General features: G+C 69.7%; 24 protein-coding genes. 11 read left to right on the top strand and 13 right to left on the bottom strand.

Annotation, left to right across the window (positions count from 1 at the left end; all coding sequences use genetic code 11):
• Positions 1–828 (top strand): NAD(P)-dependent oxidoreductase, encoded by an 828-nt coding sequence (locus A5780_RS29615; RefSeq protein WP_064910474.1) that lies wholly within the window; start codon positions 1–3, stop codon positions 826–828.
• A gap of 6 nt (positions 829–834) precedes the next feature.
• Here A5780_RS29615 and A5780_RS29610 read toward each other — a convergent pair whose 3' ends face one another.
• Positions 835–1389 (bottom strand): TetR/AcrR family transcriptional regulator, encoded by a 555-nt coding sequence (locus A5780_RS29610; protein WP_082976798.1) that lies wholly within the window; start codon positions 1387–1389, stop codon positions 835–837.
• A 94-nt stretch (positions 1390–1483) separates the two neighbouring features.
• Between A5780_RS29610 and A5780_RS29605 the strand changes: the two genes are divergently transcribed.
• Both A5780_RS29605 and A5780_RS29600 read left to right on the top strand, forming a co-directional pair.
• Entirely contained in the window at positions 1484–2242 is a 759-nt protein-coding gene (locus tag A5780_RS29605; RefSeq protein ID WP_082941103.1) for an SDR family NAD(P)-dependent oxidoreductase, read from the top strand.
• A gap of 203 nt (positions 2243–2445) precedes the next feature.
• Positions 2446–2889 (top strand): MarR family winged helix-turn-helix transcriptional regulator, encoded by a 444-nt coding sequence (locus tag A5780_RS29600; protein WP_231983143.1) that lies wholly within the window; start codon positions 2446–2448, stop codon positions 2887–2889.
• A 4-nt stretch (positions 2890–2893) separates the two neighbouring features.
• On the opposite strand, the gene A5780_RS29595 is transcribed toward A5780_RS29600, so the two are convergent.
• Positions 2894–3892: a TIGR03617 family F420-dependent LLM class oxidoreductase gene (locus A5780_RS29595; RefSeq protein ID WP_064910470.1), complete on the bottom strand. Its 999-nt coding sequence runs from the start codon at positions 3890–3892 to the stop codon at positions 2894–2896.
• A gap of 77 nt (positions 3893–3969) precedes the next feature.
• On the opposite strand from A5780_RS29595, the gene A5780_RS29590 reads away from it, so the two are divergent.
• Positions 3970–4761, top strand: coding sequence for an enoyl-CoA hydratase (locus tag A5780_RS29590; RefSeq protein WP_064910604.1), 792 nt, complete (start codon positions 3970–3972; stop codon positions 4759–4761).
• Here the strand turns inward: A5780_RS29590 and A5780_RS29585 are convergent.
• Complete coding sequence (locus A5780_RS29585; protein WP_064910603.1) at positions 4754–6295, bottom strand: acyl-CoA synthetase; 1542 nt, start codon at positions 6293–6295, stop codon at positions 4754–4756. The genes A5780_RS29590 and A5780_RS29585 overlap by 8 nt on opposite strands.
• Positions 6296–6379: 84 nt before the next feature.
• Here A5780_RS29585 and A5780_RS29580 point away from each other — a divergent pair, with 84 nt between their 5' ends.
• Both A5780_RS29580 and A5780_RS29575 read left to right on the top strand, forming a co-directional pair.
• A complete protein-coding gene (locus tag A5780_RS29580; RefSeq protein WP_197521912.1) occupies positions 6380–7285 on the top strand; it encodes an LLM class F420-dependent oxidoreductase in 906 nt (301 codons plus the stop codon).
• Entirely contained in the window at positions 7282–8151 is an 870-nt protein-coding gene (locus A5780_RS29575; RefSeq protein ID WP_064904839.1) for an SDR family NAD(P)-dependent oxidoreductase, read from the top strand. The genes A5780_RS29580 and A5780_RS29575 overlap by 4 nt, the downstream gene beginning before the upstream one ends.
• Here the strand turns inward: A5780_RS29575 and A5780_RS29570 are convergent.
• Together A5780_RS29570 and A5780_RS29565 are read right to left on the bottom strand one after the other, a co-directional pair.
• A complete protein-coding gene (locus A5780_RS29570) occupies positions 8145–8291 on the bottom strand; it encodes a DUF1059 domain-containing protein (protein ID WP_063820473.1) in 147 nt (48 codons plus the stop codon). The two genes, A5780_RS29575 and A5780_RS29570, sit on opposite strands and share 7 nt — an antisense overlap.
• A gap of 68 nt (positions 8292–8359) precedes the next feature.
• Positions 8360–8965 (bottom strand): TetR family transcriptional regulator, encoded by a 606-nt coding sequence (locus A5780_RS29565; protein WP_064910468.1) that lies wholly within the window; start codon positions 8963–8965, stop codon positions 8360–8362.
• A gap of 134 nt (positions 8966–9099) precedes the next feature.
• Between A5780_RS29565 and A5780_RS29560 the strand changes: the two genes are divergently transcribed.
• Positions 9100–9894, top strand: a complete 795-nt coding sequence (locus tag A5780_RS29560; protein ID WP_063019439.1) for an acyl-CoA thioesterase domain-containing protein — start codon at positions 9100–9102, stop codon at positions 9892–9894.
• A gap of 64 nt (positions 9895–9958) precedes the next feature.
• On the opposite strand, the gene A5780_RS29555 is transcribed toward A5780_RS29560, so the two are convergent.
• Genes A5780_RS29555 through A5780_RS29545 form a run of 3 tightly spaced genes read right to left on the bottom strand, consistent with a single transcriptional unit; the run spans position 9959 to position 11885 of the window.
• Positions 9959–10579, bottom strand: a complete 621-nt coding sequence (locus A5780_RS29555) for a TetR/AcrR family transcriptional regulator (protein ID WP_064910466.1) — start codon at positions 10577–10579, stop codon at positions 9959–9961.
• Positions 10576–11409 carry an SDR family oxidoreductase gene (locus A5780_RS29550; RefSeq protein WP_064910463.1) on the bottom strand — a complete coding sequence of 278 codons (834 nt, stop codon included), beginning with the start codon at positions 11407–11409 and terminating at the stop codon, positions 10576–10578. Before A5780_RS29550 ends, A5780_RS29555 begins: the two co-directional genes overlap by 4 nt.
• The gene (locus A5780_RS29545) at positions 11406–11885 is read right to left on the bottom strand and encodes a VOC family protein (RefSeq protein WP_064910461.1); all 480 of its coding nucleotides are present in this window, start codon (positions 11883–11885) and stop codon (positions 11406–11408) included. The genes A5780_RS29550 and A5780_RS29545 overlap by 4 nt, the downstream gene beginning before the upstream one ends.
• A gap of 91 nt (positions 11886–11976) precedes the next feature.
• Here A5780_RS29545 and A5780_RS29540 point away from each other — a divergent pair, with 91 nt between their 5' ends.
• Genes A5780_RS29540 through A5780_RS29525 form a run of 4 tightly spaced genes read left to right on the top strand, consistent with a single transcriptional unit; the run spans position 11977 to position 16077 of the window.
• Positions 11977–13278, top strand: a complete 1302-nt coding sequence (locus A5780_RS29540) for an acyl-CoA dehydrogenase family protein (protein ID WP_063019610.1) — start codon at positions 11977–11979, stop codon at positions 13276–13278.
• Positions 13275–14291, top strand: coding sequence for a phosphotransferase family protein (locus tag A5780_RS29535; RefSeq protein ID WP_231983142.1), 1017 nt, complete (start codon positions 13275–13277; stop codon positions 14289–14291). Before A5780_RS29540 ends, A5780_RS29535 begins: the two co-directional genes overlap by 4 nt.
• Positions 14288–15085: an enoyl-CoA hydratase-related protein gene (locus tag A5780_RS29530; RefSeq protein ID WP_064904850.1), complete on the top strand. Its 798-nt coding sequence runs from the start codon at positions 14288–14290 to the stop codon at positions 15083–15085. Before A5780_RS29535 ends, A5780_RS29530 begins: the two co-directional genes overlap by 4 nt.
• 5 nt (positions 15086–15090) lie before the next feature.
• Positions 15091–16077: an NADPH:quinone oxidoreductase family protein gene (locus A5780_RS29525; RefSeq protein ID WP_064910459.1), complete on the top strand. Its 987-nt coding sequence runs from the start codon at positions 15091–15093 to the stop codon at positions 16075–16077.
• Here the strand turns inward: A5780_RS29525 and A5780_RS29520 are convergent.
• The 5 genes from A5780_RS29520 to A5780_RS29500 form a co-directional block, all read right to left on the bottom strand.
• Positions 16074–16562 (bottom strand): hypothetical protein, encoded by a 489-nt coding sequence (locus tag A5780_RS29520; RefSeq protein WP_369829557.1) that lies wholly within the window; start codon positions 16560–16562, stop codon positions 16074–16076. The genes A5780_RS29525 and A5780_RS29520 overlap by 4 nt on opposite strands.
• 14 nt (positions 16563–16576) lie before the next feature.
• Positions 16577–17200, bottom strand: a complete 624-nt coding sequence (locus A5780_RS29515) for a TetR/AcrR family transcriptional regulator (RefSeq protein ID WP_030517513.1) — start codon at positions 17198–17200, stop codon at positions 16577–16579.
• Between the two features lie 140 nt (positions 17201–17340).
• Entirely contained in the window at positions 17341–18138 is a 798-nt protein-coding gene (locus tag A5780_RS29510; RefSeq protein WP_064904855.1) for an enoyl-CoA hydratase/isomerase family protein, read from the bottom strand.
• Positions 18139–19410 (bottom strand): acetyl-CoA hydrolase/transferase family protein, encoded by a 1272-nt coding sequence (locus A5780_RS29505; protein WP_064910455.1) that lies wholly within the window; start codon positions 19408–19410, stop codon positions 18139–18141.
• A complete protein-coding gene (locus A5780_RS29500) occupies positions 19407–20594 on the bottom strand; it encodes a CaiB/BaiF CoA-transferase family protein (protein ID WP_174555051.1) in 1188 nt (395 codons plus the stop codon). Before A5780_RS29500 ends, A5780_RS29505 begins: the two co-directional genes overlap by 4 nt.
• Between the last annotated feature and the right edge of the window lie 120 nt (positions 20595–20714).

Genomic DNA, 20714 nt, shown 5'->3' with positions numbered 1-20714 from the left:
ATGCGGATCGGATTCGTCGGCGCCGGGCGGATGGGCCTGCCGATGGTGCGGCGCCTCGCCGCGGCCGGGCACGAGGTCCGGGTCGCGGTGCGGCGCAGCGAGGTTCGCGACGCGGTGACCGAGGCGGGCGCCCGCGCGGTGGACACCCCCGCCGAGGCCGCCGCCGGGGCTTACGCGGTGCTGATGTGCCTGTTCTCCGACGATCAGGTGCGCGAGGTCTGTCTCGACGGCGAACTGTCCGCAGCCATGCCCCCCGGGTCGATTCTGGCCTTGCACACGACCGGCGATCCGCGCACCGCGCACGCCGTTGCCGCACAGGCGGTGTCGCATGCTGTGCGGGTGGCCGACGCACCGGTCAGCGGCGGACCGCACGATATCGCCGTGGGTACGCTGACGGTCTTCCTCGGCACCGACGACGAGACCGCCGCCGATCTGCGGCCGGTGCTGTCCGCCTACGCCGATCCGATCCTGCACGTCGGCGCGCTCGGCGCGGGCCAGCGGGTGAAGCTGGTCAACAACGCGCTGTTCGCGGCGCAGGCGGGACTGGTCGCCGCGGCGGTGCGACTGGCGGGCCAGTTGGGCGTCACGGAGGCGGCTCTGCTGTCGGCGCTGCCGCATGCCAGTTCCTCCGGACGTGTCGTGACCAGCATCGCCGCGAAGAAGTCCGTCACCGAATTCGGCGACGCGGTGGGCGAATTCCTGCGCAAGGACGTCGCGGTGGTCCGCGCCCTCACCGCCGAACTCGGCGGCAGCCTCGGCGTACTCGACGCCGCCATCTCCGCGGCGCCGTTCGGTCGAGACGACAGCTCCGCCGTCCGGTCCGGTTGATGCCCATCAGGCTCGCAACCCCTGTTCGATCAGCGACCACCCGCGGGCGGCCAGCACCCGGCGTTCCTCCGCCTCCGCCCGCGTCAGCAGTGCGGCCAGCATCGCCAACGCGAGCATGAGGTCTTGACACGTCAGATCGGGGCGAACACGGCCGCACGCCCGGGCGTTGTCGAGATGGTCCCCCAGTAGTGCCGCCACCCGGCTGCTCATCCGCGCCAGCCGCCCGTCGGTCAGCGACGGATCGATCAATTCGACGAACGCGATCGAGGTGACCACCTGGTCCACGATCCGCTCCAGAAGCTGATCCAATTCGGTATCCGCCTGTGCCGCATAGGCTTCCAGTCCCACCACATTGTCCTCGAAGACCGCCAGCGCGAGCGATTCCCGGTCGGCGAAGTGCCGATACAGACTGCCCTGCCCCACTCCCGCGCGGCGCGCGATCAGATTCAGCGGCGCCTCGAAACCCGATTCGGCGAACACCTCGCGGGCCGCGGCGATCAGAGCCGCTCGATTGGCGGCGGCCGCGCCGGGTCCACGATTCACTCGACGCTGCTCGGTCACCGGCCTACACTACCAACCGGACAGTGATGTCCGGTTGAAACGGCGACGTCGACACGTGCCGGCGGCCCCGCAGCGCACCGAGGAGGGAACACCGTTGAGCACCAGCAACTTTCACAATCGGGTGGCCATCGTCACGGGGGCCGGCTCCGGAATCGGGCGGGCCATGGCCATCGCATTCGCCAAATGCGGCGCCATGGTCGTGGCCGCCGATATCAGTTCCGACGGCGCCCAGGGTACCGCCGCGGAGATCGGCGCGGCCGCGATTCCGGTAGTCGTCGACATCTCCGACGAAATCGACGTCGCCCGCGCGACCCGCACCGCGATGGACACCTTCGGCCGCATCGACGTGCTGTGCAACAACGCCGGAATCATGGACAAGATGGCCCTGCCGGCCGACACCCCGGTGACCACCTGGGAACGCACCGTCGCGGTCAATCTCACCGGCACCTTCCTCATGACCCGCGCGGTGCTGCCCCATATGCTCGACCAGGGCATCGGTTCGATCGTCAACACCGCCTCCGAGGCCGGAATCCGTGGCGGCGCGGCGGGAATCGCCTATACCGCCGCCAAACACGGAGTGGTGGGGCTGACCCGCAACGTGGCCTGGATCCATGCCGGGGACGGCATCCGCTGCAATGCGATCCTGCCCGGCCCGACGATGACCGGTGTCGCCGGGCCCACCCCGGAATGGGATCTCGATGGGGTGACCCGGCTGCAGCCGGTGATGTCGCTGATGCGCGGTATCGCCGAACCCGAACAGATGGCCGAGGTCGCCGTGTTCCTCGCCTCCGACGCCGCCTCGTTCATCAACGGCGCGGTGGTGCCGGTGGACGGCGGCTGGTCGGCCGGTTGACCCGGCCGACCAGCGCCTCAGGCCCGTGCCGTGACCGGTTCGGCGACCTCGACGGCGGTGGCGGGCGCTCTCGGGCGCCGCACCGGGATGGCCGAGGCCGGCGCCGCGACCAGCAGCGTCGACGTCACGGCCCATGAGGCATTCGACGGTGTACCCGCGCGAGCTGTGATACCCGTCTCGGTCGCGCACGAGAGGAGGGCGCCGTGGAACGACCCATCGCGGCGGTCGAATTCGAGACCATGCTGCTCAGCCGCTATCAGATGAGCCGGCGCGATCGGTGCGGTCTCGAGCGCAGCGCCTATGTCCTACTGAGCCGGCTGACGATGCAGGGGCCGATGTCGATCGGTCAGCTCAGCGCCGCCTTCGGTCTCGACACCTCCACGCTCAACCGGCAGACGGCGGCATTGGTGCGCGCCGGGCTGGTGGACCGCATCGCCGATCCGGACGGGGGCCCGGCCCGCAAGTTCCGGGTCACCGAGGCGGGTGCCCGCCGGCTGGAGCAGACCGTGGCCGCCACGGTCGCGAGCCTCGACCGCGTGCTGCACACCTGGCCCGCCGCCGACGTCGCCGACTTCGCGACCTATCTGCGCCGGCTCAACACCGATATCGAGCGCCTCGACGGCCGGCCGTGGCCGCGCCCGGACTGATCCGTCATGTGTCGCAGGCCTGCCGGATCCGCCGGACCAGATCGGCCACCTCGTCGGCCGGCATATCGCGGGGCGGTGCGAACGAGAGCCGGGTGAGCAGGCCACCGAAGCGGGCCGCCAGCCGCTCCGGCAGGTCCTGCACCGCGGCCACGACGGCGAAAGCCTCGACCATGTCGTCGGTGATCGACTCCGCCATCCGATCCCAGCGCCCGGCTTTCGACAGCGCGGTCAGTTCGGCATTCACCCCGCCCCAGCCGTGCAGGTCGAACAGCGGACGATAGGCGGGTGTGGAGGCGTAGAAGGCCAGCCGGCGCCGCAGCGTCGCGACACCGCGATCGATCTGCTCACCGGTGCCCGTGACGACGAAAGGCGTTGCGACGAGCTCGAAGTCGTCGCGCATCGCGGCAGCGCCGAGCGCGGGCAGGGTGCGTTCGCGGATCCAGCGGGCGGTGGTGAAGCCGTGACAGATGAAGCCGTCGGCGACCTCGGCCGCGACGCGGGTCATGGCCGGCCCGACACCCGCGAGCAGAATCGGCGGCGCGCCGAAATCGTGTGCGGGCGGGACGAAGTCGCGCGGCATCAGGGTATGCCGAGTGAATTCGCCCTCGAATGCCAGCGGCGCGCCCTCGTGCCAGTGCGCCCAGATGGCCCGTAACGCCAGGACGTATTCGCGCATCCGCGCGGCCGGACGATCGGCCGGCATCGCGAAGCGCCGTTCGATATGCGCGCGCACCTGCGAGCCGAGGCCCAGGCGCAGCCGTCCACCGGAGAAGCGCTGCAGGTCGTCGGCGGCGTAGGCCACGGTCATCGGCGAACGGGCGAGCGCCACGGCGACGGAGGTGCCCAGGCCGATACGGTCGCTGCACTGCGCCGCGACGGCGAGGGACAGGAACGGGTCACCGTTCATCTCACCCGCCCAGACCCCGTCGAAGCCGAGCCCTTCGAGTGCGCGAACTCGCGCCGCGGCGTCGTCCAGCGCGCCGATCGTGGTGTCGATTCGCACGGGGCACCTCCCATTTCACGATGAGAACATTATTCTCATAGATAAAGATGGACGTTCTGATTCGAATGGAGCAGCGCATGGCCGAGCCCTTGGTCGTCGTCGAGCACGCGGGCGGCATCACGACCGTGACGCTGCACCGTCCGGCGGTCCGCAATGCGCTCGACCACGCGCTGATGGACGCGGTGTGGGATGCGGTCGCCGACGCGGGCGCGGATCCCGATGTGGGTGCCGTCGTGGTCACCGGAGCCGATCCGGCCTTCTGCGCGGGTATCGATATCGGCGCCGCCGCCGCGCACACGCCCGGCCGGCCCGCCCGCTCCCCGGGCTCGGGCCCGGGCCGCGGAGCCGACGGCCTGTTCCGATTTTTGCCGGTGATCGACAAACCGGTCATCGGCGCGATCAACGGCGCATGCGTCGCGGGCGGGCTGGAATTGGCCCTGCAGTGCACCTTTCTCATCGCCTCCGAGCGAGCGCGGTTCGCCGACACCCACGCCCGGATGGGCATGATGCCCGGCGGCGGGGTCACGGTCGGACTCACCCGGACGGTCGGCCGGCGCAGGGCCGTCGAACTGTCGCTGACGGGCAATTTCCTCACCGCCGCCGACGCACTCGCCTATGGGCTCGTCAATCATGTTGTGCCCCACGCGCAATTGCTGCCGTTCACGCACTCCCTCGCCGCCGAGATACTGGCCGCTGACCGCGAGGCCGTCATTCGACTACTGCGGCACTACCGCGCCCTGGCCGACGAAGACGAGCTCCGCGCGCAGCTGCTCGAGGGCGTCATGGCCGAAACCTGGTCGCCCGGCACCGCCCGCATGGCCGAATACGGGGCGCGGGTGATCGAGCGAGGACGCGAGCAGCTCAAATGATCCGGCTCTCGTGACCATCCCAATAGTGTTGCCGCAGTAGTCGTTTGTACAGTTTGCCGTTCGGGTCGCGGGGCAGCTCGGCGGCGAAGTCCACGGTGCGCGGGCATTTGTACCCGGCGAGTTCGGCACGGCACAGGGCCATCAGTTCGGCGGCCAGTGCGGGGCCCGCGGAGGCCGAATCCACCGGTTGCACGACCGCTTTCACCGCCTCCCCCATCTCGGGGTCGGGTACGCCGATCACCGCGACGTCGAGGACCGCGGGATGGGCCGCGAGCACATTCTCGGCCTCCTGCGGGTAGATGTTCACACCGCCGGACACGATCATGTGCGACAGCCGGTCGGTCAGATACAGGAAACCGTCCTCGTCGAGGCGGCCGATATCGCCGAGGGTTCGCCATCCGTGCGGTCCTGCCGCGGCGGCCGTGCGCTCGGGATCGTTGTGGTACGCGAAGGGCCGCCCGCCCTCGAAGTACACGACCCCCGTATCACCCACCGGCACCTCCCGCCCGTCCGCGCCCACGATATGACAGGGCTGCGCCGGGCGGCCGACCGAACCCGGATGGGTCAGCCAGTCCCGCGCGCCGATGTAGGTGTTGCCGATATCCTCGGTGCCCGAGTAGTACTCGTTGACGATCGGTCCCAGCCAGTCGATCATCTGCCGCTTGACCGGCACCGGGCACGGCGCCGCGGAATGCACCACATCGACCAGGCTCGACACGTCGTATCGGCGGCGCTCGGCGTCGGGCAGCCGCAACATGCGCACGAACATCGTCGGCACCATCTGGGTGTGCGTGACCCGGTGGCGCTCGATCAGTTCCAGGCAGCGGCGCGGATCGAACCGTTCCATCACGATTACGGTGGCGCCGAGGCGCTGCCACGACATGGCGAAGACCAGCGGCGCGGCGTGATACAGCGGAGCCGGTGACAGGTAGACCGCGTCCTCGCACGCCCCCGCGGCGAGCAGACCGCGCGCGATCTGCACCGGCGGCGCCTGCGGATCCCCGAGTGCGGTGGCCGGCAGCGGTTTACGCACCCCTTTCGGACGCCCGGTGGTGCCGCCGGAGTACAACATCTCCCGGCCCTCACATTCGTCCGGCAGCCGGTCGCCGGATTCGGCGGCGAGCAGGTTGTCGTACCGTTCGAAACCGTCGAGATCGCCTGCGGCACAGATCTTCACCGTGATTCGGCGCAGATCCAGCCCGGTCACCACCTCGGCCTGCGCCGCCGTGGTGACCAGCGCGGTCGCACCGCAGTCGTCGAGGACGTACTGCACCTCGCCCGCGCGCAGATGCCGGTTGATCGCGGTGTAGTAGAGACCGCACCGCTGTGCGGCCCAGGCGATTTCGAGAAACGACCGTGTGTTCTCGGCCAGGATCGCGAGATGGCCGCCGACCGCGAGACCGCGACGGCGCAGGGCCTGCGCACCGGCGCGCGACCGCTGTTCCAGTTGCGCGTAGGTCACCGTCTCCCCGCTCTCGCCCATCACGATCGCGAGCCGATCGGGACAGCGTTCGGCATACCGGCCCGGAGTCATCGGCGCGGCGCCCATCGGCAGTCCTCCCGTTCGAGCAGTGCGGAGAATCTAATTACGCAATCGCGAGAATGATACTCTCGATGTGTGAGCCTGCGTTTCATCTTTCACTATCCGGAGACCGGGGGACCCGACGGCGATGTACTCGACGCCGGACCACTGCGCGAGGTCGCGATCACGGCCGAGCGGTGCGGATTTCACGGCCTGTCACTCAGCGAGCACCCGATTCCCGGGGCACGCTGGCTGGACAACGGCGGGCACCAGACCCTGGATTCACTGGTCGCGCTCGGTTATGTGGCGGCCGCGACCGAACGGCTGCGGCTGCTCACCTATCTGGCGGTCGCGCCCTACCGCAATCCGTTCCTGCTGGCGAAGGCCGCCGCGACGGTCGACAAACTCTCCGGCGGCCGGCTGATCCTGGGCGTGGGCGCGGGCTATCAGAAGAGCGAATTCCACGCGCTGGGAGTCGATTTCGAGGAACGCAACGTCCTGTTGGACGAGGCGCTCGAGGTGCTGCCGCTGCATTGGCGCGGCGAGCCGTTCAGCTATCGCGGCCGGCATTTCGATGCCCGGGAGGTGATCGCCCGGCCGCGGCCGGTGCAGGATCCCATTCCGATCTGGATCGGTGGCAACTCCGCCGCCAGCCGCCGGCGCGCCGCGACCCGCGCCCAGGGCTGGATGCCGATGTCCGGCGGCGCCACGCTCAGCGCCACCGCCCGCACCCCTGCGCTCGAATCACACGCGCAGCTCGCCGCACAGATCACCGAGGTGCGGGCGCGCGCCGAATCCGCCGGGCGCAGTGGCGATCTCGACGTGCTCTACTCCTACCACGACCCGGATCTGCTCGACCCGGCAGCGGCCGATCGCCACCTCGAGGCCTTCGCCGAACTGGAGAAGGCGGGCGTCACCTGGCTCGTGGTGTCCAGCCGCACCGCCGACCACGCGGCGACCACCGACTTCCTCGACGCCTTCGGCGCCACCTACCTGCGATGACCACGGGCTGGTTCGAACAGCGCGCAGGCCTGGCCGGCACGGTCGCCGTGATCACCGGCGGCGCAGGCGGTCTCGGTCACGCGATCGCCACCGATCTGGCCGCCAACGGGGTGCGCCCGGCGATCATCGACATCGATGCCGACGCCGTGGAGCGGATGCGCGCGGCACTGGACACGCAGGGATGCGATGGCGTCGTCGTCCACGGCGACGTTCGCGATCCCGACCGGCTGGCCGCGGTGTTCGACGCGGCCGAGACGCGGTGGGGCCGGCTCGACATCCTGGTCAACGTCGTCGGCGGCACCTTCCGCGCTCCGTTCACCGACACCCGCCCCAACGGCTGGGAGGCGCTGCTGCGCAGCAATCTCACCCACGTGCTGCACGCCTGCGCGCTGGCCGTACCGCGAATCCGGGCGGGCGGTCGCGGCGGCAGCATCGTCAACATCACCACGATCGAGGCACACCGGGCCGCACCGGGTTTCGCCGTGTATTCGGCGGCGAAAGCCGCGGTCGAACAGTTCGCCCGCACGCTCGCGGTCGAACTCGCACCCGACGGCATCCGCGTCAACAATGTGGCGCCGGATTACGTGCCGACCCCGAATCTGCACCGGATGCCGCACGGCGATGCGGCGATGACCGACCCGCTCGGCGTGCGGGTCGCCATACCGCTGGGCCGGCCCGGGGAGGTCGGCGACGTCTCGGGCTGCGTGGTGTTCCTCGCCTCGGCGTTGTCGGCTTATCTGACGGGAACGACCCTGCATCCCGACGGCGGTACCGGCGCCTCGGCGGGCTGGTTCAACTGGCCGGAGACCGGCTGGGCGAACTATGCGCCGATGCGCTATCTGGCCGCCGATGCGGAGAATCAGTAGGCGAGGAAGAGGATTTCGTCGCGCGAGTAGTCGTGGCCGGGGTGGTTCTCGGCCAGATGCTTCTGCGTCTTCTCGACGAGGTCGTCTTCGTCTGTGCCGACGATCTGTTCACCGCAGGGGCAGCCCAGTCTGGTCTTCAACGTCGTTCTCCATCGGTCGGGCTGGACGTGTCGTTCCTCGTCACCTTATGCACATCGTGTGCCGTCCGTCACCCCGGGTCACCCGCCCGCTCGCCCTCCGCAACCGTCCGTCCGGCGCTTACGGCGGTCCTGAGCTCGGCGAATACCTCAGCTATAACGTGTGACAATTCGCGTGTGGAGGAACCGTCGACCCACCGATCGAAGGCGATCCCGAAGACGGTCACCGCGACCCGGGCACAGACGGTCGCGACGGCCTCCGCGACGCCCGCAGCCCGTAGCGCGTCGGCCAGTTCGTCGCCCAGGACGGCCATTTTCCTGAGTTCCCGCTCCTGCAGCGCGGGGTTGGCCGCGATCACCGCCCGCCGCCGCAGTTGCCACGCCGACAGATCGGGAATTTGCGCACCGGCCGCCTGGATCGCGGCGACCGCGGTCGCCATCGGGTCCGCATCCGCGGGCGCGGTGGTCACCGCTTCCGCGATCGCGCTGCTCAGCAGGTCCTGACCGCCGAAGAGCACCTCGCGCTTATCGGCGAAATGCCGGAAGAAGGTGCGTTCGGTGAGGCCCGCCCGCTCCGCGATCTCGGCCACCGTCGTTTCGTCGAACCCACGCTCGGAATACAGCTCGAGGGCCGCTCGGGCGAGGCGGCCGCGCGCATCGGGTTCCCATCGACTCATGATCCGATCCTAGGTGACGACAGTTGCTGACATTCGATCCGCCGGGAGCTTCACCGGAACCGGTGAGCAGCCTCCGGATTCGGTCCTATAACGTGTTCTAATTCGAGTGGGCCGGGAACGGAAGGGCCGAGGCGATGATGGCATTCTTCAGCCGCGACGAACGGGGATTCGTCGCGGGCGACTTCGCGGTGAGCAAATGGTCGCCCGATCACGTGGCCGGGCCCGCGATCTGCGGGTTGCTGGCGCGGGAATTGGAAACCCACTGCCCGGGCGCCGGTTTCGTTCCCGCGCGGCTCACCGCCGACCTGTTCCGCCCGGTGCGGAACGAACCGATCACGGTGCACAGTGCGGTGGTGCGCTCGGGCGCCCGGGTGCGCGTCGCCGACGCGTGGATCACCCAGCAGGACGAGGTGCGGGTGCGAGCGTCGGTGATGTATCTGGCTGTCGCACAGCAACCTCCGGGCCGGATCTGGCAGGCCGAACAGTCCCTGCCGGTGCCCGACCGGCGCCTGGACGCGCCGACCGGCCAGCCACCGCTGTTCAAATGCGGCGACGGCGACTGGTCCGGCGACTTCGCCGCCGCGCAGAACGGGGAGCGCAAATCGGTCTGGCAGAATTTGCCGCCGCTGGTCGAGGGTGAGGCGATCACGCCGTTCCAGCGCGCGGCGTTCCTGGCCGATACCACCAATCTGGTCTGCAACTGGGGCACCGAGGGCGTCGGCTACATCAACAGCGACGTCACCCTCACCCTGACCCGGCTGCCGGAGGGGCGGGAGCTGGGATTGCATGCGCAGGACCATATGTCGGCCGACGGCATCGCGGTCGGCACCGCCACCCTCTACGACCGGGCCGGACGGATCGGCACCTGCGTCGTCACCGCGCTGGCCAACGCCGCCCGCCAAGTGGATATGGCCGAGACCAGAGTCTGAACGCCCCATCCGGTCGCGGCCGTGCGGCTCGCACCACAACGGCCGCTCACCGCACTCGCGCCCCTCAGTGGGCCGGGCGCGCCGCGCGCAGACAGAAGTCGGTGACGCGTTCCACGTCCCCCGCGGTCGGTTCGACTCGCCGCCACAGCAGTTCGGCGAGGCGGCCCACCACCGCGTGCGCGGCGAGCGCGGCATTTATATCCGGGTGCTCGCAACCCACTGCGGCGAACGGCGCCCGCAACAACTCGGCGAGCCGGGAACTGGCCTCCGGCGGTCCGGTCACCAGCCCCTGTGCCAGACCGCCGGCATTCCACATCACCGCCCGGGTGGTCGCGGCGACCTCTCCGGCCCCCTGGGACAGCACGCCGTCCACCCATTCGCGCACCGCCTCCTCGGGGGTGAGCCGCTTGCCCATCCGATGGTCCAGATAGTCCAGCAGCCGGGCGGTTCCGTCTTCGAGGAGGGCGGCGACGAGCGCGTCCTTGGAGGCGAAATGCCGGTAGAAGGCATCGTTGGACAAGCCGGCGACGGCGACGATATCGGCGACCCGCGGCCGCGACTCGGTGCCGCAGCGCCGCATCACCGCCAGCCCGGCATCCAGCAGCCGCCGCACCTCGGCGGTGTAGGCGGCGCCGCGTTCGGCCAGTGCCCGCTGGGCGATCCGGGCCGCGACGTCGTCGCTCACCGCCGCGCGTCCGGCCCGGCCCGCAGCGCCGCCGTCACGCCGCCGTCGACGACCAGGTCGGTGCCGTTGAGGAAGCTCGCCGCGTCGGAGAGCGCGAAGGCCACCACGGCCGCCACCTCTTCGGGACGCCCTTCGCGGCGCAGCGGCGTGCGCTCGACCAACTGTCGCATGGTCGCGTGTTCGGCTGCTTCCTGGCGGCCCTGCGGGGTGTCGATGATGCCGGGCGAGACCGAGCAGATCCGCCCTCCGGCGGGCCCCAGCCGCACTGCCTCCCGCCAGACCAGCCGCTGCACACCGCGTTTGGCCCACCCGTAGGCGATGCCCGGATGCTCCACCGCCGGGCCCACGGTCTCGCGGATCCGGTCGAGGAAATGCTCGTGCAGCGGATCGTCGAGCACGGCGAGGGCGGCGGGATCCGGTGGGTTCGGATCCAGCAGCGGCGCCATCGAGGCGAACACCACCGTCGCCGTGCCCGGACCGACCAGGGGCCGCAACGCGTCCAGCAGGTGGACGGTGCCGATCAGGTCCACGGTGAAGATGCGGCGCCAGTCCGCCATCGTGGGCGAGATCCCCGCCGGATGCGCGACGGCACGCAATTGCCCTCGGCCGCCGACATATTCCGCCAGTTCCGAGACCCGCTCGCGATTGGCGACGTCGACCACGAACGCCTCGGCCCGGGTATGCCCGGACGTCAGCTGCCGCGCGGCCGCGGCCGCACCCGCCTCGTCCCGATCGGCCAGCACCAGCACATCCACCCGTTGCGCCAGCGCGCGGGCACATTCCAGGCCCATCCCGCGTCCCGCGCCGGTCACCAGCCCTACCGCTGTCATCCTCGATCACCTTCGTTCTGTCGTTCGTCGCCCGGCGCCGCCCAGCAGCGGGCCAGGCCGGATTCGGCGGCGCGCGTGAGCAATTCGACGCGGAAGCCGTTCGGGCCGTTCAGGAAGGCGAACAGCGGCGCATCGCCGGGACCCCGCCGCATCGCCTCCACCGTGTATCCGGTTCGCTCCAGTTCCGCGATATCGGCGGCCACGTCGTCGGACCAGTAGCCGACGTGGTGAATGCCGCTGCCGGACACCGGTTCCCACAGGGTGCCCGCCACCGCCCGGATCACCTCCACACGCGGCACGGTCGTCGAGTACACGCAGCGGATATCGACGGCCTGTTCACCGGAGGACGACACCACCGTGAGCGGCCCGCCCGTCTCGATACCCCACTCGTAGCCCAGCACCTGCGACAGCGCCGCGGTCGTGGCCGCCACGTCCGCGGCGACGATGCCGATGTGGAACTGGTCGGCGGCCCTCATCCGTTCCCGCTCGCCGAAATGCCAGTCGCCGTGTTAAGAATGCTATTCTTCTTCATGAGAATCATATTTCCACCGAATGGGAGGAGGCGCAATGGCGTGGGACTTCGAGACCGATCCGCAGTTCCAGCAAAAGCTGGACTGGGCCGATGCGTTCGTCCGCGAGGAGGTCGAACCGCTCGACCTGCTCTGGCCGCACGAGCAGTTCGTGCCGCCGGACCCGGCCCGCCGCGCCGTGCTCGATCCGCTCAAACAGCAGGTGCGCGACCAGGGGCTGTGGGCCACGCATCTGGGCCCCGATCTCGGCGGGCAGGGCTACGGGCAGCTGAAACTGGCGCTGCTGAACGAGATTCTGGGGCGGTCGTCGTGGGCGCCGGTGATCTTCGGATGCCAGGCGCCCGATACCGGCAACGCCGAGATCATCGCGCATTTCGGCACCGAGGAGCAGAAGCGGCGCTACCTGCGGCCGCTGCTCGCGGGTGACCTGTTTTCCAGCTATTCGATGACCGAACCGCAGGCCGGCGCCGACCCGACCCGGTTCACCACCTCCGCCGTGCGCGACGGCGACGACTGGATCATCAACGGCTGGAAGTTCTTCTCCTCGAACGCGGCCACCGCGGCCTTTCTCATCGTCATGGTGGTGACCGACCCGAATGTCAGTGCCTACCAAGGCATGTCGATGTTCCTGGTTCCGACCGACACTCCCGGTGTTCGCATCGAACGCAATGTCGGGCTCTACGGCGAGCCGCTCGACGGCGGCGCGCACGCGCTGATCCACTACGACAATGTGCGCGTGCCGGATTCGGCACTGCTCGGCGGCGCCGGACAGGCGTTCGCGATCGCGCAGACCCGGCTCGGCGGTGGCCGCATCCATCACGCCATGCGCACCATCGGACTGGCCCGCAGCGCGCTGGACATGATGTGCGAGCGGGCACTGAGCCGCGAAACGGCGGGCAGCCGGTTGTCGGACAAACAGTTCGTGCAGGGCTATATCGCCGATTCCTACGCCCAGCTGCAACAGTTCCGGCTGTTCGTGCTCTACACCGCGTGGGAGATCGACAAATACAACGACTACCGCAAGGTGCGCAAGGACATCGCCGCGGTGAAGGTCGTGATGCCGACCGTGCTGCACGACATCGCCTGGCGCGCGATGCAGGTGCACGGTGCGCTCGGGGTCACCAACGAGATGCCGTTCTTCACCATGATCCACGGCGCCGGGGTGATGGGGCTGGCCGACGGGCCCACCGAGGTACACAAGGGCACCGTCGCCAAACAGGTACTGCGCGAGTACCGCCCGAGCGAGGATCTGTGGCCCAGCCAGTGGATTCCGAAGAAGCTCGACGCCGCGCGCGCGAAATTCGCCGACTATCTCGAACACGAAGTAGGTAACCAGTGATCGACACCGCCCGCCTCGCCGAGTGGATGGACGCCCGCGACCTGCCCGGCCGCGGCGAACCGGCGCAGGCCCGGTTCCTCTCCGGCGGCACCCAGAACGAGATCTATCTGATCGATCGCGGCGACCATCGCTGCGTCCTGCGCATCCCGCCCGCCGGCGCACCACCCGAACGCGACGCCGGGATCGAGCGGGAGTGGCGGATCACCGCGGCCCTGGAGGGCACCGACGTGCCGCATACGCCCGCGGTCGCGGTCTGCACCGACCATTCCGTGCTGGGCCGCACCTTCTACCTGATGGGCTATGTGGACGGCTGGTCGCCGATGGACAGCAAACGCTGGCCGGCGCCGTTCGACACCGACCTCGGCGCCCGGGCCGGCCTGGCCTACCGGCTCGCCGAAGGGATCGCCCTGCTGTCGCGAGTCGACTGGCGCGCCAAGGGATTACAGGATCTGGGCCGTCCCGACGGCTTCCACGAACGGCAGGTCCAGCGCTGGACCGACTTCTTCGCCCGCCACCGCGGCCGCGACCTCGACGGGATGGCCGAGGCCACCGCATGGCTGCGCGCGCACCGGCCCCTCGACTACATCCCGGGCCTCATGCACGGTGACTACCAGTTCGCCAACGTCATGTTCGAACACGGCGCGCCCGCCCGGCTGGCGGCGCTGGTCGACTGGGAGATGGGAACGGTCGGCGATCCGAAACTCGATCTCGCCTGGATGGTGCAGAGTTGGCCGGAGGACACCTCCGCACCGGAGGCCGCGGGAGTGAGTTATGTGGATCTGCGCGGTATGCCGTCGCGCGACCAACTGGTCGCGCGCTACGCGGACGTGTCCGGCCGCCAGGTCGACGACCTCGACTACTACCTGATCCTGGCGAAATGGAAGCTGGCGATCGTGCTGGAACGCGGTTTCCAGCGCGCCGGAGACGATGTCAAATTGCAGTCCTTCGGCCCGATCGTGCCGAAGTTGATGCGCGAGGCCGCCGACCTCGCCGAGAGTACGGAGTACCGATGAGCACCACCGAATCCACCGACCAGGTCGTCGTCGAGCGCCGCGACGCGGTGCTGATCGCCCGGATCAACCGCCCGGATGCGCGAAACGCACTCAACGGCATCGTATTACGCGGTCTCGGCGCGGCGGTGCTGACCGCCGAAACCGATCCGGAGATCCGCGCACTGGTGCTCACCGGCACCGGCGACCGCGCGTTCTGTGCCGGGATGGATCTGCGCGAATTCTCCGACGGCTCCGGCACACACGCGGAGTCACCCGAGGAACGCAGCGCTCTCGAGGCCTACGCCCGCATGGCCTCGGGCCGCACGCCGGTTCCGGTCATCGGCGCCGCCAATGCCACCGCGGTGGGCGGTGGCCTGGAACTGCTCATGGGTTGCGATGTGATCGTGGCCTCCGCGGCAGCGAAGTTCGGGCTCCCCGAGGTGAAGCGCGGACTTTTCGCCGCGGGCGGTGGCACCGGTATCGGCACGCGCATTCCCCTGGGCATCGCTCTCGAATTGCTGCTGACCGGACAGCTCATCGATGCCGAGCGCGCCGAGCGGATCGGTCTGGTGAACGCGGTAGCCGCACCGGCGGACGTTCTCGACACGGCGGTTGCCCTCGCGACCACTGTCGCCGCCAACGCACCGCTCGGCTTGGCGGCTTCCAAGGAACTCGCCCGCTTGGCGGTCACCGACGACGCCGCGGCCACCGAACGCCTGAAGCATTGGCAGACCACGGTTTTCGCCAGCGCCGACGCCACGGAGGGCGCCCGCGCATTCCTGGAACGTCGCACACCCCGCTGGCAGGGCAAGTGAGCCGGATGCGGGCGGCGGTGTGCCCGGAGTACGGGCCACCGGAGGTGGTGCGCATCGAGGAGCGGCCGGTTCCCGAACCGGGCACCGGTGAGGCCCGGGTGCGGGTGCGCGCCGCCGCGGTCAACTTTCCCGATGTCCTGCTCGTGGCGAACGAGTATCAGATCAGCGTGCCCCCGCCGTTCGTCCCGGGCAGCGAATTCGCCGGCGAGGTCGTCGCGCTCGGTCCCGGCTGCGGGCCGATCGCGATCGGCGATCGCGTGTGCGGCACCGGCCTGCACGGCGCGTTCGCCGAACAGATCGCGGTCCCGGCCGGCAAGCTGACGCACGTTCCGGAGGGCGTCGATTTCGCCGACGCGGCCGCCTTCGGCGTCACGTATCGCACTGCGTACCACTGCATTCGGTCGGTGGCACGGGTGTCGGCGGGCGCGGAGCTGATCGTGCTCGGCGCCGGGGGTGGCGTCGGGTCGGCGGCGGTCGCGCTCGGTGCCCGGCTCGGGCTGTCGGTGACCGCGGTGGCCTCCTCCCCCGCCAAACTCGAGGTGGCGAGATCTCTGGGGGCCGCGCATCTGATCGACCACCGCGGTGGGAATCTGCGCGACGGGTTACGTGCCGCGCTGCCGGGGGGCGCCGATGCGGTCATCGATCCGGTCGGCGGCGAGCTCAGCGAACCGGCGCTGCGGTCGTTGCGCCGCGGCGGGCGTTTCGTCACCGTCGGCTATGCCGCCGGCACGGTTCCCCGGATTCCGCTGAACCTGGTGCTGGTCAAGGGCATTCATGTGCTCGGCTTCCAGTTCCAGGATATCGATCGGGCCGAATTCGACCGCAACGAGCGCGAACTCGGCCGGCTGCTCGCCGACGGCCTGCGCCCGCATATCGGCGCCCGCTTCGCGCTGTCCGACTCCACCGCGGCCCTCCGGCTGGTCGCCGACGGGCACGCGGTCGGAAAGGTCGTCATCGACATCGACGAGGACGGCGACAGGGCGGGCGGTTAACCCGCCACCGGCACCAGATCCACCGGCGGCGCCCACACCGGTGCTCCGCTGCGGAAGGTCTCCAGCGGAGCCACCGAGGTGGCCGGTATCCCCGCGGCGACGAGGGCCTGGCGCTTGAAAGCCCGTGCGGCGACACTCAATCGGTGCTGCACGGTATCGACCCGGCAGTCGAGTTCATCGGGACAGAACTCGCCGAGCAGCGTGACCTCGGACAGTCCGCGGTCGAGTGTGTCGAGGACGCCGCAGCGAATGCGGTGATCGGTTTCGAACAGTTCGCCGGCCAGCGCCACCGCATGCGGGTGCGGGCCGTGCACGGGCGAGGACAGCGAATCCTCCATATCGAGTACCACGGCGCCGAGAATCTCGAGCGCGCGGGCGTGGGTGGGATCGCCGACGATGACGGTGACCTCCCAGCCCGCCATCCCGCGATCGAACAGCCAGCCGCCGGCGCAGCGCACCACCTCGGTCACCGTCGGCGCCACCACACCCAGCCGGTACCTCAATGGACGTCGCTGCGCGTCAGCTCGCGTTCGAGCGACCGAGCGTACTCCTGGAACACCTTGGTCAGTGGAATCGAGGGATCGAGCAGCCATGACGTTTCCATTCCATTGAGAAAAGCGACTATCTCCACAGCCTTGACGGCAGGGTCCACATCGGCGCTGTAGCGCCCGCAGCGCTGTCCGCGCCGGATACTGTCGGCAACCTGATCGGTCGCCGCACGGTAGCGATCGAGCAGGCGATCGTGCAGCGGCGCATCGGGTTCCAGATTTTCGATCAGCAGTACGGCGTACATGCCGATCAGATCGGGTGCGCGGCGGAAGCGATCGGCGACACCGGCGATCTGCTCGGGCAGTTCGCCTTCCAGATCCGCATGCAGTTCGTCGTCGGTGTCGCGGGCCTCCAGGACCGCGTGCAGCAGTTGATCCTTCGATTCGAAGTGGTGCAGCAGCCCGGCCGGGGTGACTCCGGCCTCCCGGGCGATCTGCGCGAGCGTGGTCGACCGCCACCCGTTGCGGGCGAGCATCCGCTGTGCCACGGCGAGGATGCGCAGCTTGCGCTCCTCCCCCTTGGCGAGCAGCGTGTCGTAGGCCCGAACGTTGGCTGGCCGTCGCTGACCGGACACCGAACTCCTTTGGTCGAAGCAACCTACTGAACACACAGTAGGTCGGTTTGGGCTGTGTGACAAGGGTCTCATTTGTGCCGACTTTTGCCTCAGGTCACATCCGACGCGGCAGGCGCATGACACGACCCGCCCGGCATCGGTCAACGCCCCTTCCACACCGGCGCCCGGCGCGCGGCGAAGGCCGCCGGCCCCTCCTGCGCGTCCTCGCTGTGATAGCAGCGTTCACTGGCCGCCCGGGCCGCCTGCAGGGCCGCCGAACGGCCCATCTCGGTGGCGAGCATAACCGTCTCGCGGGCGGCGCGGACCGAAAGCGGTGCGCCGCTGAGGATTTCGCGAGCCAGATCGATCGCGGTGTCCAGTAGTCGTTCGGGTTCGGCGAGGCGATTGACCAGGCCGATCTCGTAGGCTCGCCGCGCGTCGATGGGGGCGCCGGTCAAGAGCAGTTCCATCATGACGCGCTGCGGGATCATATGGATCAGCGGCGCCGCCCACGGGGAACTGCGGCCGACCTTCACCTCGGTGACCGCGAAACGCGCGGTCGTCGCCGCGACGCACAGATCGCAGGCCTGCGCGATCATCCATCCGCCGGCGAACGCGGCGCCGTTCACTGCGGCGATGGTCGGTTTCGACAACTCGACGGTGTCGTACGGCAGCGGGTACATGTCACGCGGCGGCGCCTGCATACCGGTGGCGACCATCTCCTTCAGATCCCCTCCGGCGCAGAAGGCCTTGTCCCCCGCGCCGGTGAGGATCGCGATCCGCAGCGCCGCGTCGTGTTCGAAACGGTCCCAGGCGGCGAACAGCCCCGCACGAATGTCGGCGTCCAGGCAGTTGCGGGTGGCGGGGCGGTTCAGCGTGATGACGGCGATGCCGTCGGCGCGGGCGTCGAACAGCACCGCCTCGCCGCCGGTCGCATCGGTCGCGGGTGTGCCGGTCATTCAGAATCCTCGCTTCGTGATCTCGGCCGCGGCCCGTTCCAGGTCTTCGCGGAAATCGGGATGGGCGATCGCGGTCAGCCGGCGCGCCCGCTCGGCGAGCGTGCGCCCCGCGAGCTCGGCCGCGCCGAATTCGGTGACGACGATGTCGGTTTCGCTGCGTGCGGTGGTGACCGGACCCGACAGAGTGGCGCTGATCCGGCTCACGGTGCCGCCCTTCGCGGTGGCGGGCAGCGCGATGATGGCGTGCCCACCGCGGGCGCGGGCCGCGCCGCGCACGAAATCGACCTGTCCGCCGGTGCCGCCGAGATATGCGGTTCCGTGCTGTTCGGCGTTGACCTGTCCGGTGAGGTCGACCTCCACCGCGGAATTGATCGACACCAGATCGTCGAGCCGGGCCAGCACCGCGGCATCGTGGGTATAGGTGGCCGGGCACATGCGGATCGACGGGTTGCGATCGGCGAAATCGTAGAGCCGGCGGGTGCCGATGAGCGCACCCGTCACCGAGACGCCGGTGTCGATGGGCTTGCGCGCGTTGGTGATCGCGCCCGCCTCGACCAGATCCACCAGGCCGTCGCCGACCATCCCGGAATGGACGCCGAGATCCACCCGGTCGCTCAGCATCCGGAACAGCGCGTCGGGCACCGCGCCGATGCCGGTCTGCACCACGGCGCCGTCGCCGATGTAGGCGGCCGCATGGCGGGCGATCGCCTCGTCGACGGGCCCGATTCGCGGCGGGGCGACGGTGACCGGTGGTCGCGAGACCTCGACGGCGTAGTCGATCGCGCTGCCGGGAATCGATTCGCCGTAGGTCCACGGCACCTGTTCGTTGATCTCGGCGACCACCACCCGCGCGGCGCGCACCGCCGCGGCGACATGGTCGCTCACCAACCCGAGGCTGTGGTCGCCGTGCCGGTCGGCGGGCGCGACCTGAACGAAGGCGCAATCGCAGCGCAGCGCACCGGATTCGAGCATCGGCCCGATCTGCCCCACATGGCAGGCGATCACCTCCAGCGCATGCGCGGCGGTGAGGCCGCGCAGCGCGCCGATCGCGCCCATACTGCACATTCGCAGGCCCGCGGTGGCGGCCGGGGTGAACGATCCGGAGAAGCTGGTGGCGATGAAGGCGCTCAGCCCGCCGATGCCCGCGGCCTGCCGCAACAGCGCTTCGACCAGCGTCGGCGGTTCGCCGCAGGCCTGCCCGATCACGAGATGATCGCCGGGCCGGAGGAATTCGCTCAGATCCAGATCCGCGGGATCGCGCACGACCGTCATGCGGCGCCCCCGCTTTCACCGGCGCGCGCGAAACCGCTGTCCCGATCGCCGACGAGTTCGGCGGTGTGCGCACCCAGCCGCGGCGCCGGCCCGGCCACGCGACCCGGAGTGCGGGAGAACCACGCGGGCGGCCCGGGGAACCGCACCGGACCGTTCGGCGTGTCGACGGTTTCGAAGAAGCCGACCGCCTCGAGATGCGGATTGTGGAACAGCGCCTCCAGCGAATTCACCGGCGCGGCGGGGATGTCGAGCGCACCGAGCAGCTCCAGCCACTGCTGTGTCGTGCGTTCCCGGAACGTGTCGGCCAGCAGGGCGTAGACCTCGTCGATCCGCGCCGCGCGCTGCGCCAGGGTGGCGAATTCGGATGTGGCCCAGGGCGGGCGCACCGCGTCGACGAACGCGTTCCACTGTTTGTCGTTGTAGACCAGCGCCGCGAGGTATCCGTCGGCGGTGCGGTAGGGCTTGCGGTCGGGCGTCAGCGCGCGGGGATATCCCGGCGGCGCGAGCGCCGGTTCGAACAGCGCGCCCGCGGCGTGCTCCACGAGCATGAACGCCGCCATCGTCTCGAACATGGCGACCTCGACCTCTTGGCCCTCGCCGGTGCGTTCCCGGTGGAACAGCGCCATGACCGTCGCGTACAGGGCGGTCAGGCCGGCCACCTTGTCGGCCATGATGGTGCCGACGTACGCGGTGTTGCCGGTCAGGCGCTGTTGCACGTAGGGCAGTCCGCATTCGGCCTGGACGGTGTCGTCGTAGGCGGTGCGATGCGCGTCCGGGCCGCGGCGGCCGTAGCCGTAGCAGTTGGTGTAGACGATCGCCGGGTTCAGTGCCGCCACCGCGGGATAGTCGAAGCCCAGCGCCGTGATCGCCCGCCCGCGCATCGAATGGATGAAGACATCGCCACCGCGGATCAGGTCGCGCAGCGCCGCCTTGCCGGACTCGGTACGCAGATCCAGCACCACGCTGCGCTTACCGCGGTTGACGTTGACGAACACCCCGCCCATGCCGGGTTCCGGACCGGCGGAGATGTAGCGGGTGTTGTCCCCGGCGGGCGGTTCGACCTTGATCACCTCCGCGCCCATATCGGCCATGATCTGAGTGCAGTACGGGCCCATGACCATGGCGGTCAGGTCGATGACCCGCACTCCCGCCAGCGGACCGGCGGCGGTGTTCGACGGCTGCATGATCGGTGCCTCCTCGTTCGACACTCCCCGCACGACGACCGGCTCCGGACGGGTGCGACGACGGCATCCGGGCACGCGGAATCGAAGCCCACCGGCCGCGGAGTCGCGAACGGGCCTCTG

Source organism: Nocardia sp. 852002-20019_SCH5090214, from assembly GCF_001665865.1.
In the GTDB taxonomy this organism is placed as follows: Bacteria; Actinomycetota; Actinomycetes; order Mycobacteriales; family Mycobacteriaceae; genus Nocardia; species Nocardia nova.
The sequence above is the reverse complement of the archived record's forward strand: the minus strand, read 5'-3'. Positions and strand labels throughout refer to the sequence as shown.

Excerpts from the sequence above, each read along its gene's own strand:
- A5780_RS29590 (WP_064910604.1), top strand. The coding sequence starts at position 3,970 with ATGGCCGAGCCCTTGGTCGTCGTCGAGCACGCGGGCGGCATCACGACC.
- A5780_RS29510 (WP_064904855.1), bottom strand. The coding sequence starts at position 18,138 with ATGACCGGCACACCCGCGACCGATGCGACCGGCGGCGAGGCGGTGCTG.
- A5780_RS29505 (WP_064910455.1), bottom strand. The coding sequence starts at position 19,410 with ATGACGGTCGTGCGCGATCCCGCGGATCTGGATCTGAGCGAATTCCTC.
- A5780_RS29500 (WP_174555051.1), bottom strand. The coding sequence starts at position 20,594 with ATGCAGCCGTCGAACACCGCCGCCGGTCCGCTGGCGGGAGTGCGGGTC.
- A5780_RS29540 (WP_063019610.1), top strand. The coding sequence starts at position 11,977 with ATGGCGTGGGACTTCGAGACCGATCCGCAGTTCCAGCAAAAGCTGGAC.
- A5780_RS29575 (WP_064904839.1), top strand. The coding sequence starts at position 7,282 with ATGACCACGGGCTGGTTCGAACAGCGCGCAGGCCTGGCCGGCACGGTC.
- A5780_RS29565 (WP_064910468.1), bottom strand. The coding sequence starts at position 8,965 with ATGAGTCGATGGGAACCCGATGCGCGCGGCCGCCTCGCCCGAGCGGCC.
- A5780_RS29545 (WP_064910461.1), bottom strand. The coding sequence starts at position 11,885 with ATGAGGGCCGCCGACCAGTTCCACATCGGCATCGTCGCCGCGGACGTG.
- A5780_RS29560 (WP_063019439.1), top strand. The coding sequence starts at position 9,100 with ATGATGGCATTCTTCAGCCGCGACGAACGGGGATTCGTCGCGGGCGAC.
- A5780_RS29525 (WP_064910459.1), top strand. The coding sequence starts at position 15,091 with ATGCGGGCGGCGGTGTGCCCGGAGTACGGGCCACCGGAGGTGGTGCGC.
- A5780_RS29530 (WP_064904850.1), top strand. The coding sequence starts at position 14,288 with ATGAGCACCACCGAATCCACCGACCAGGTCGTCGTCGAGCGCCGCGAC.
- A5780_RS29585 (WP_064910603.1), bottom strand. The coding sequence starts at position 6,295 with ATGACTCCGGGCCGGTATGCCGAACGCTGTCCCGATCGGCTCGCGATC.
- A5780_RS29550 (WP_064910463.1), bottom strand. The coding sequence starts at position 11,409 with ATGACAGCGGTAGGGCTGGTGACCGGCGCGGGACGCGGGATGGGCCTG.
- A5780_RS29615 (WP_064910474.1), top strand. The coding sequence starts at position 1 with ATGCGGATCGGATTCGTCGGCGCCGGGCGGATGGGCCTGCCGATGGTG.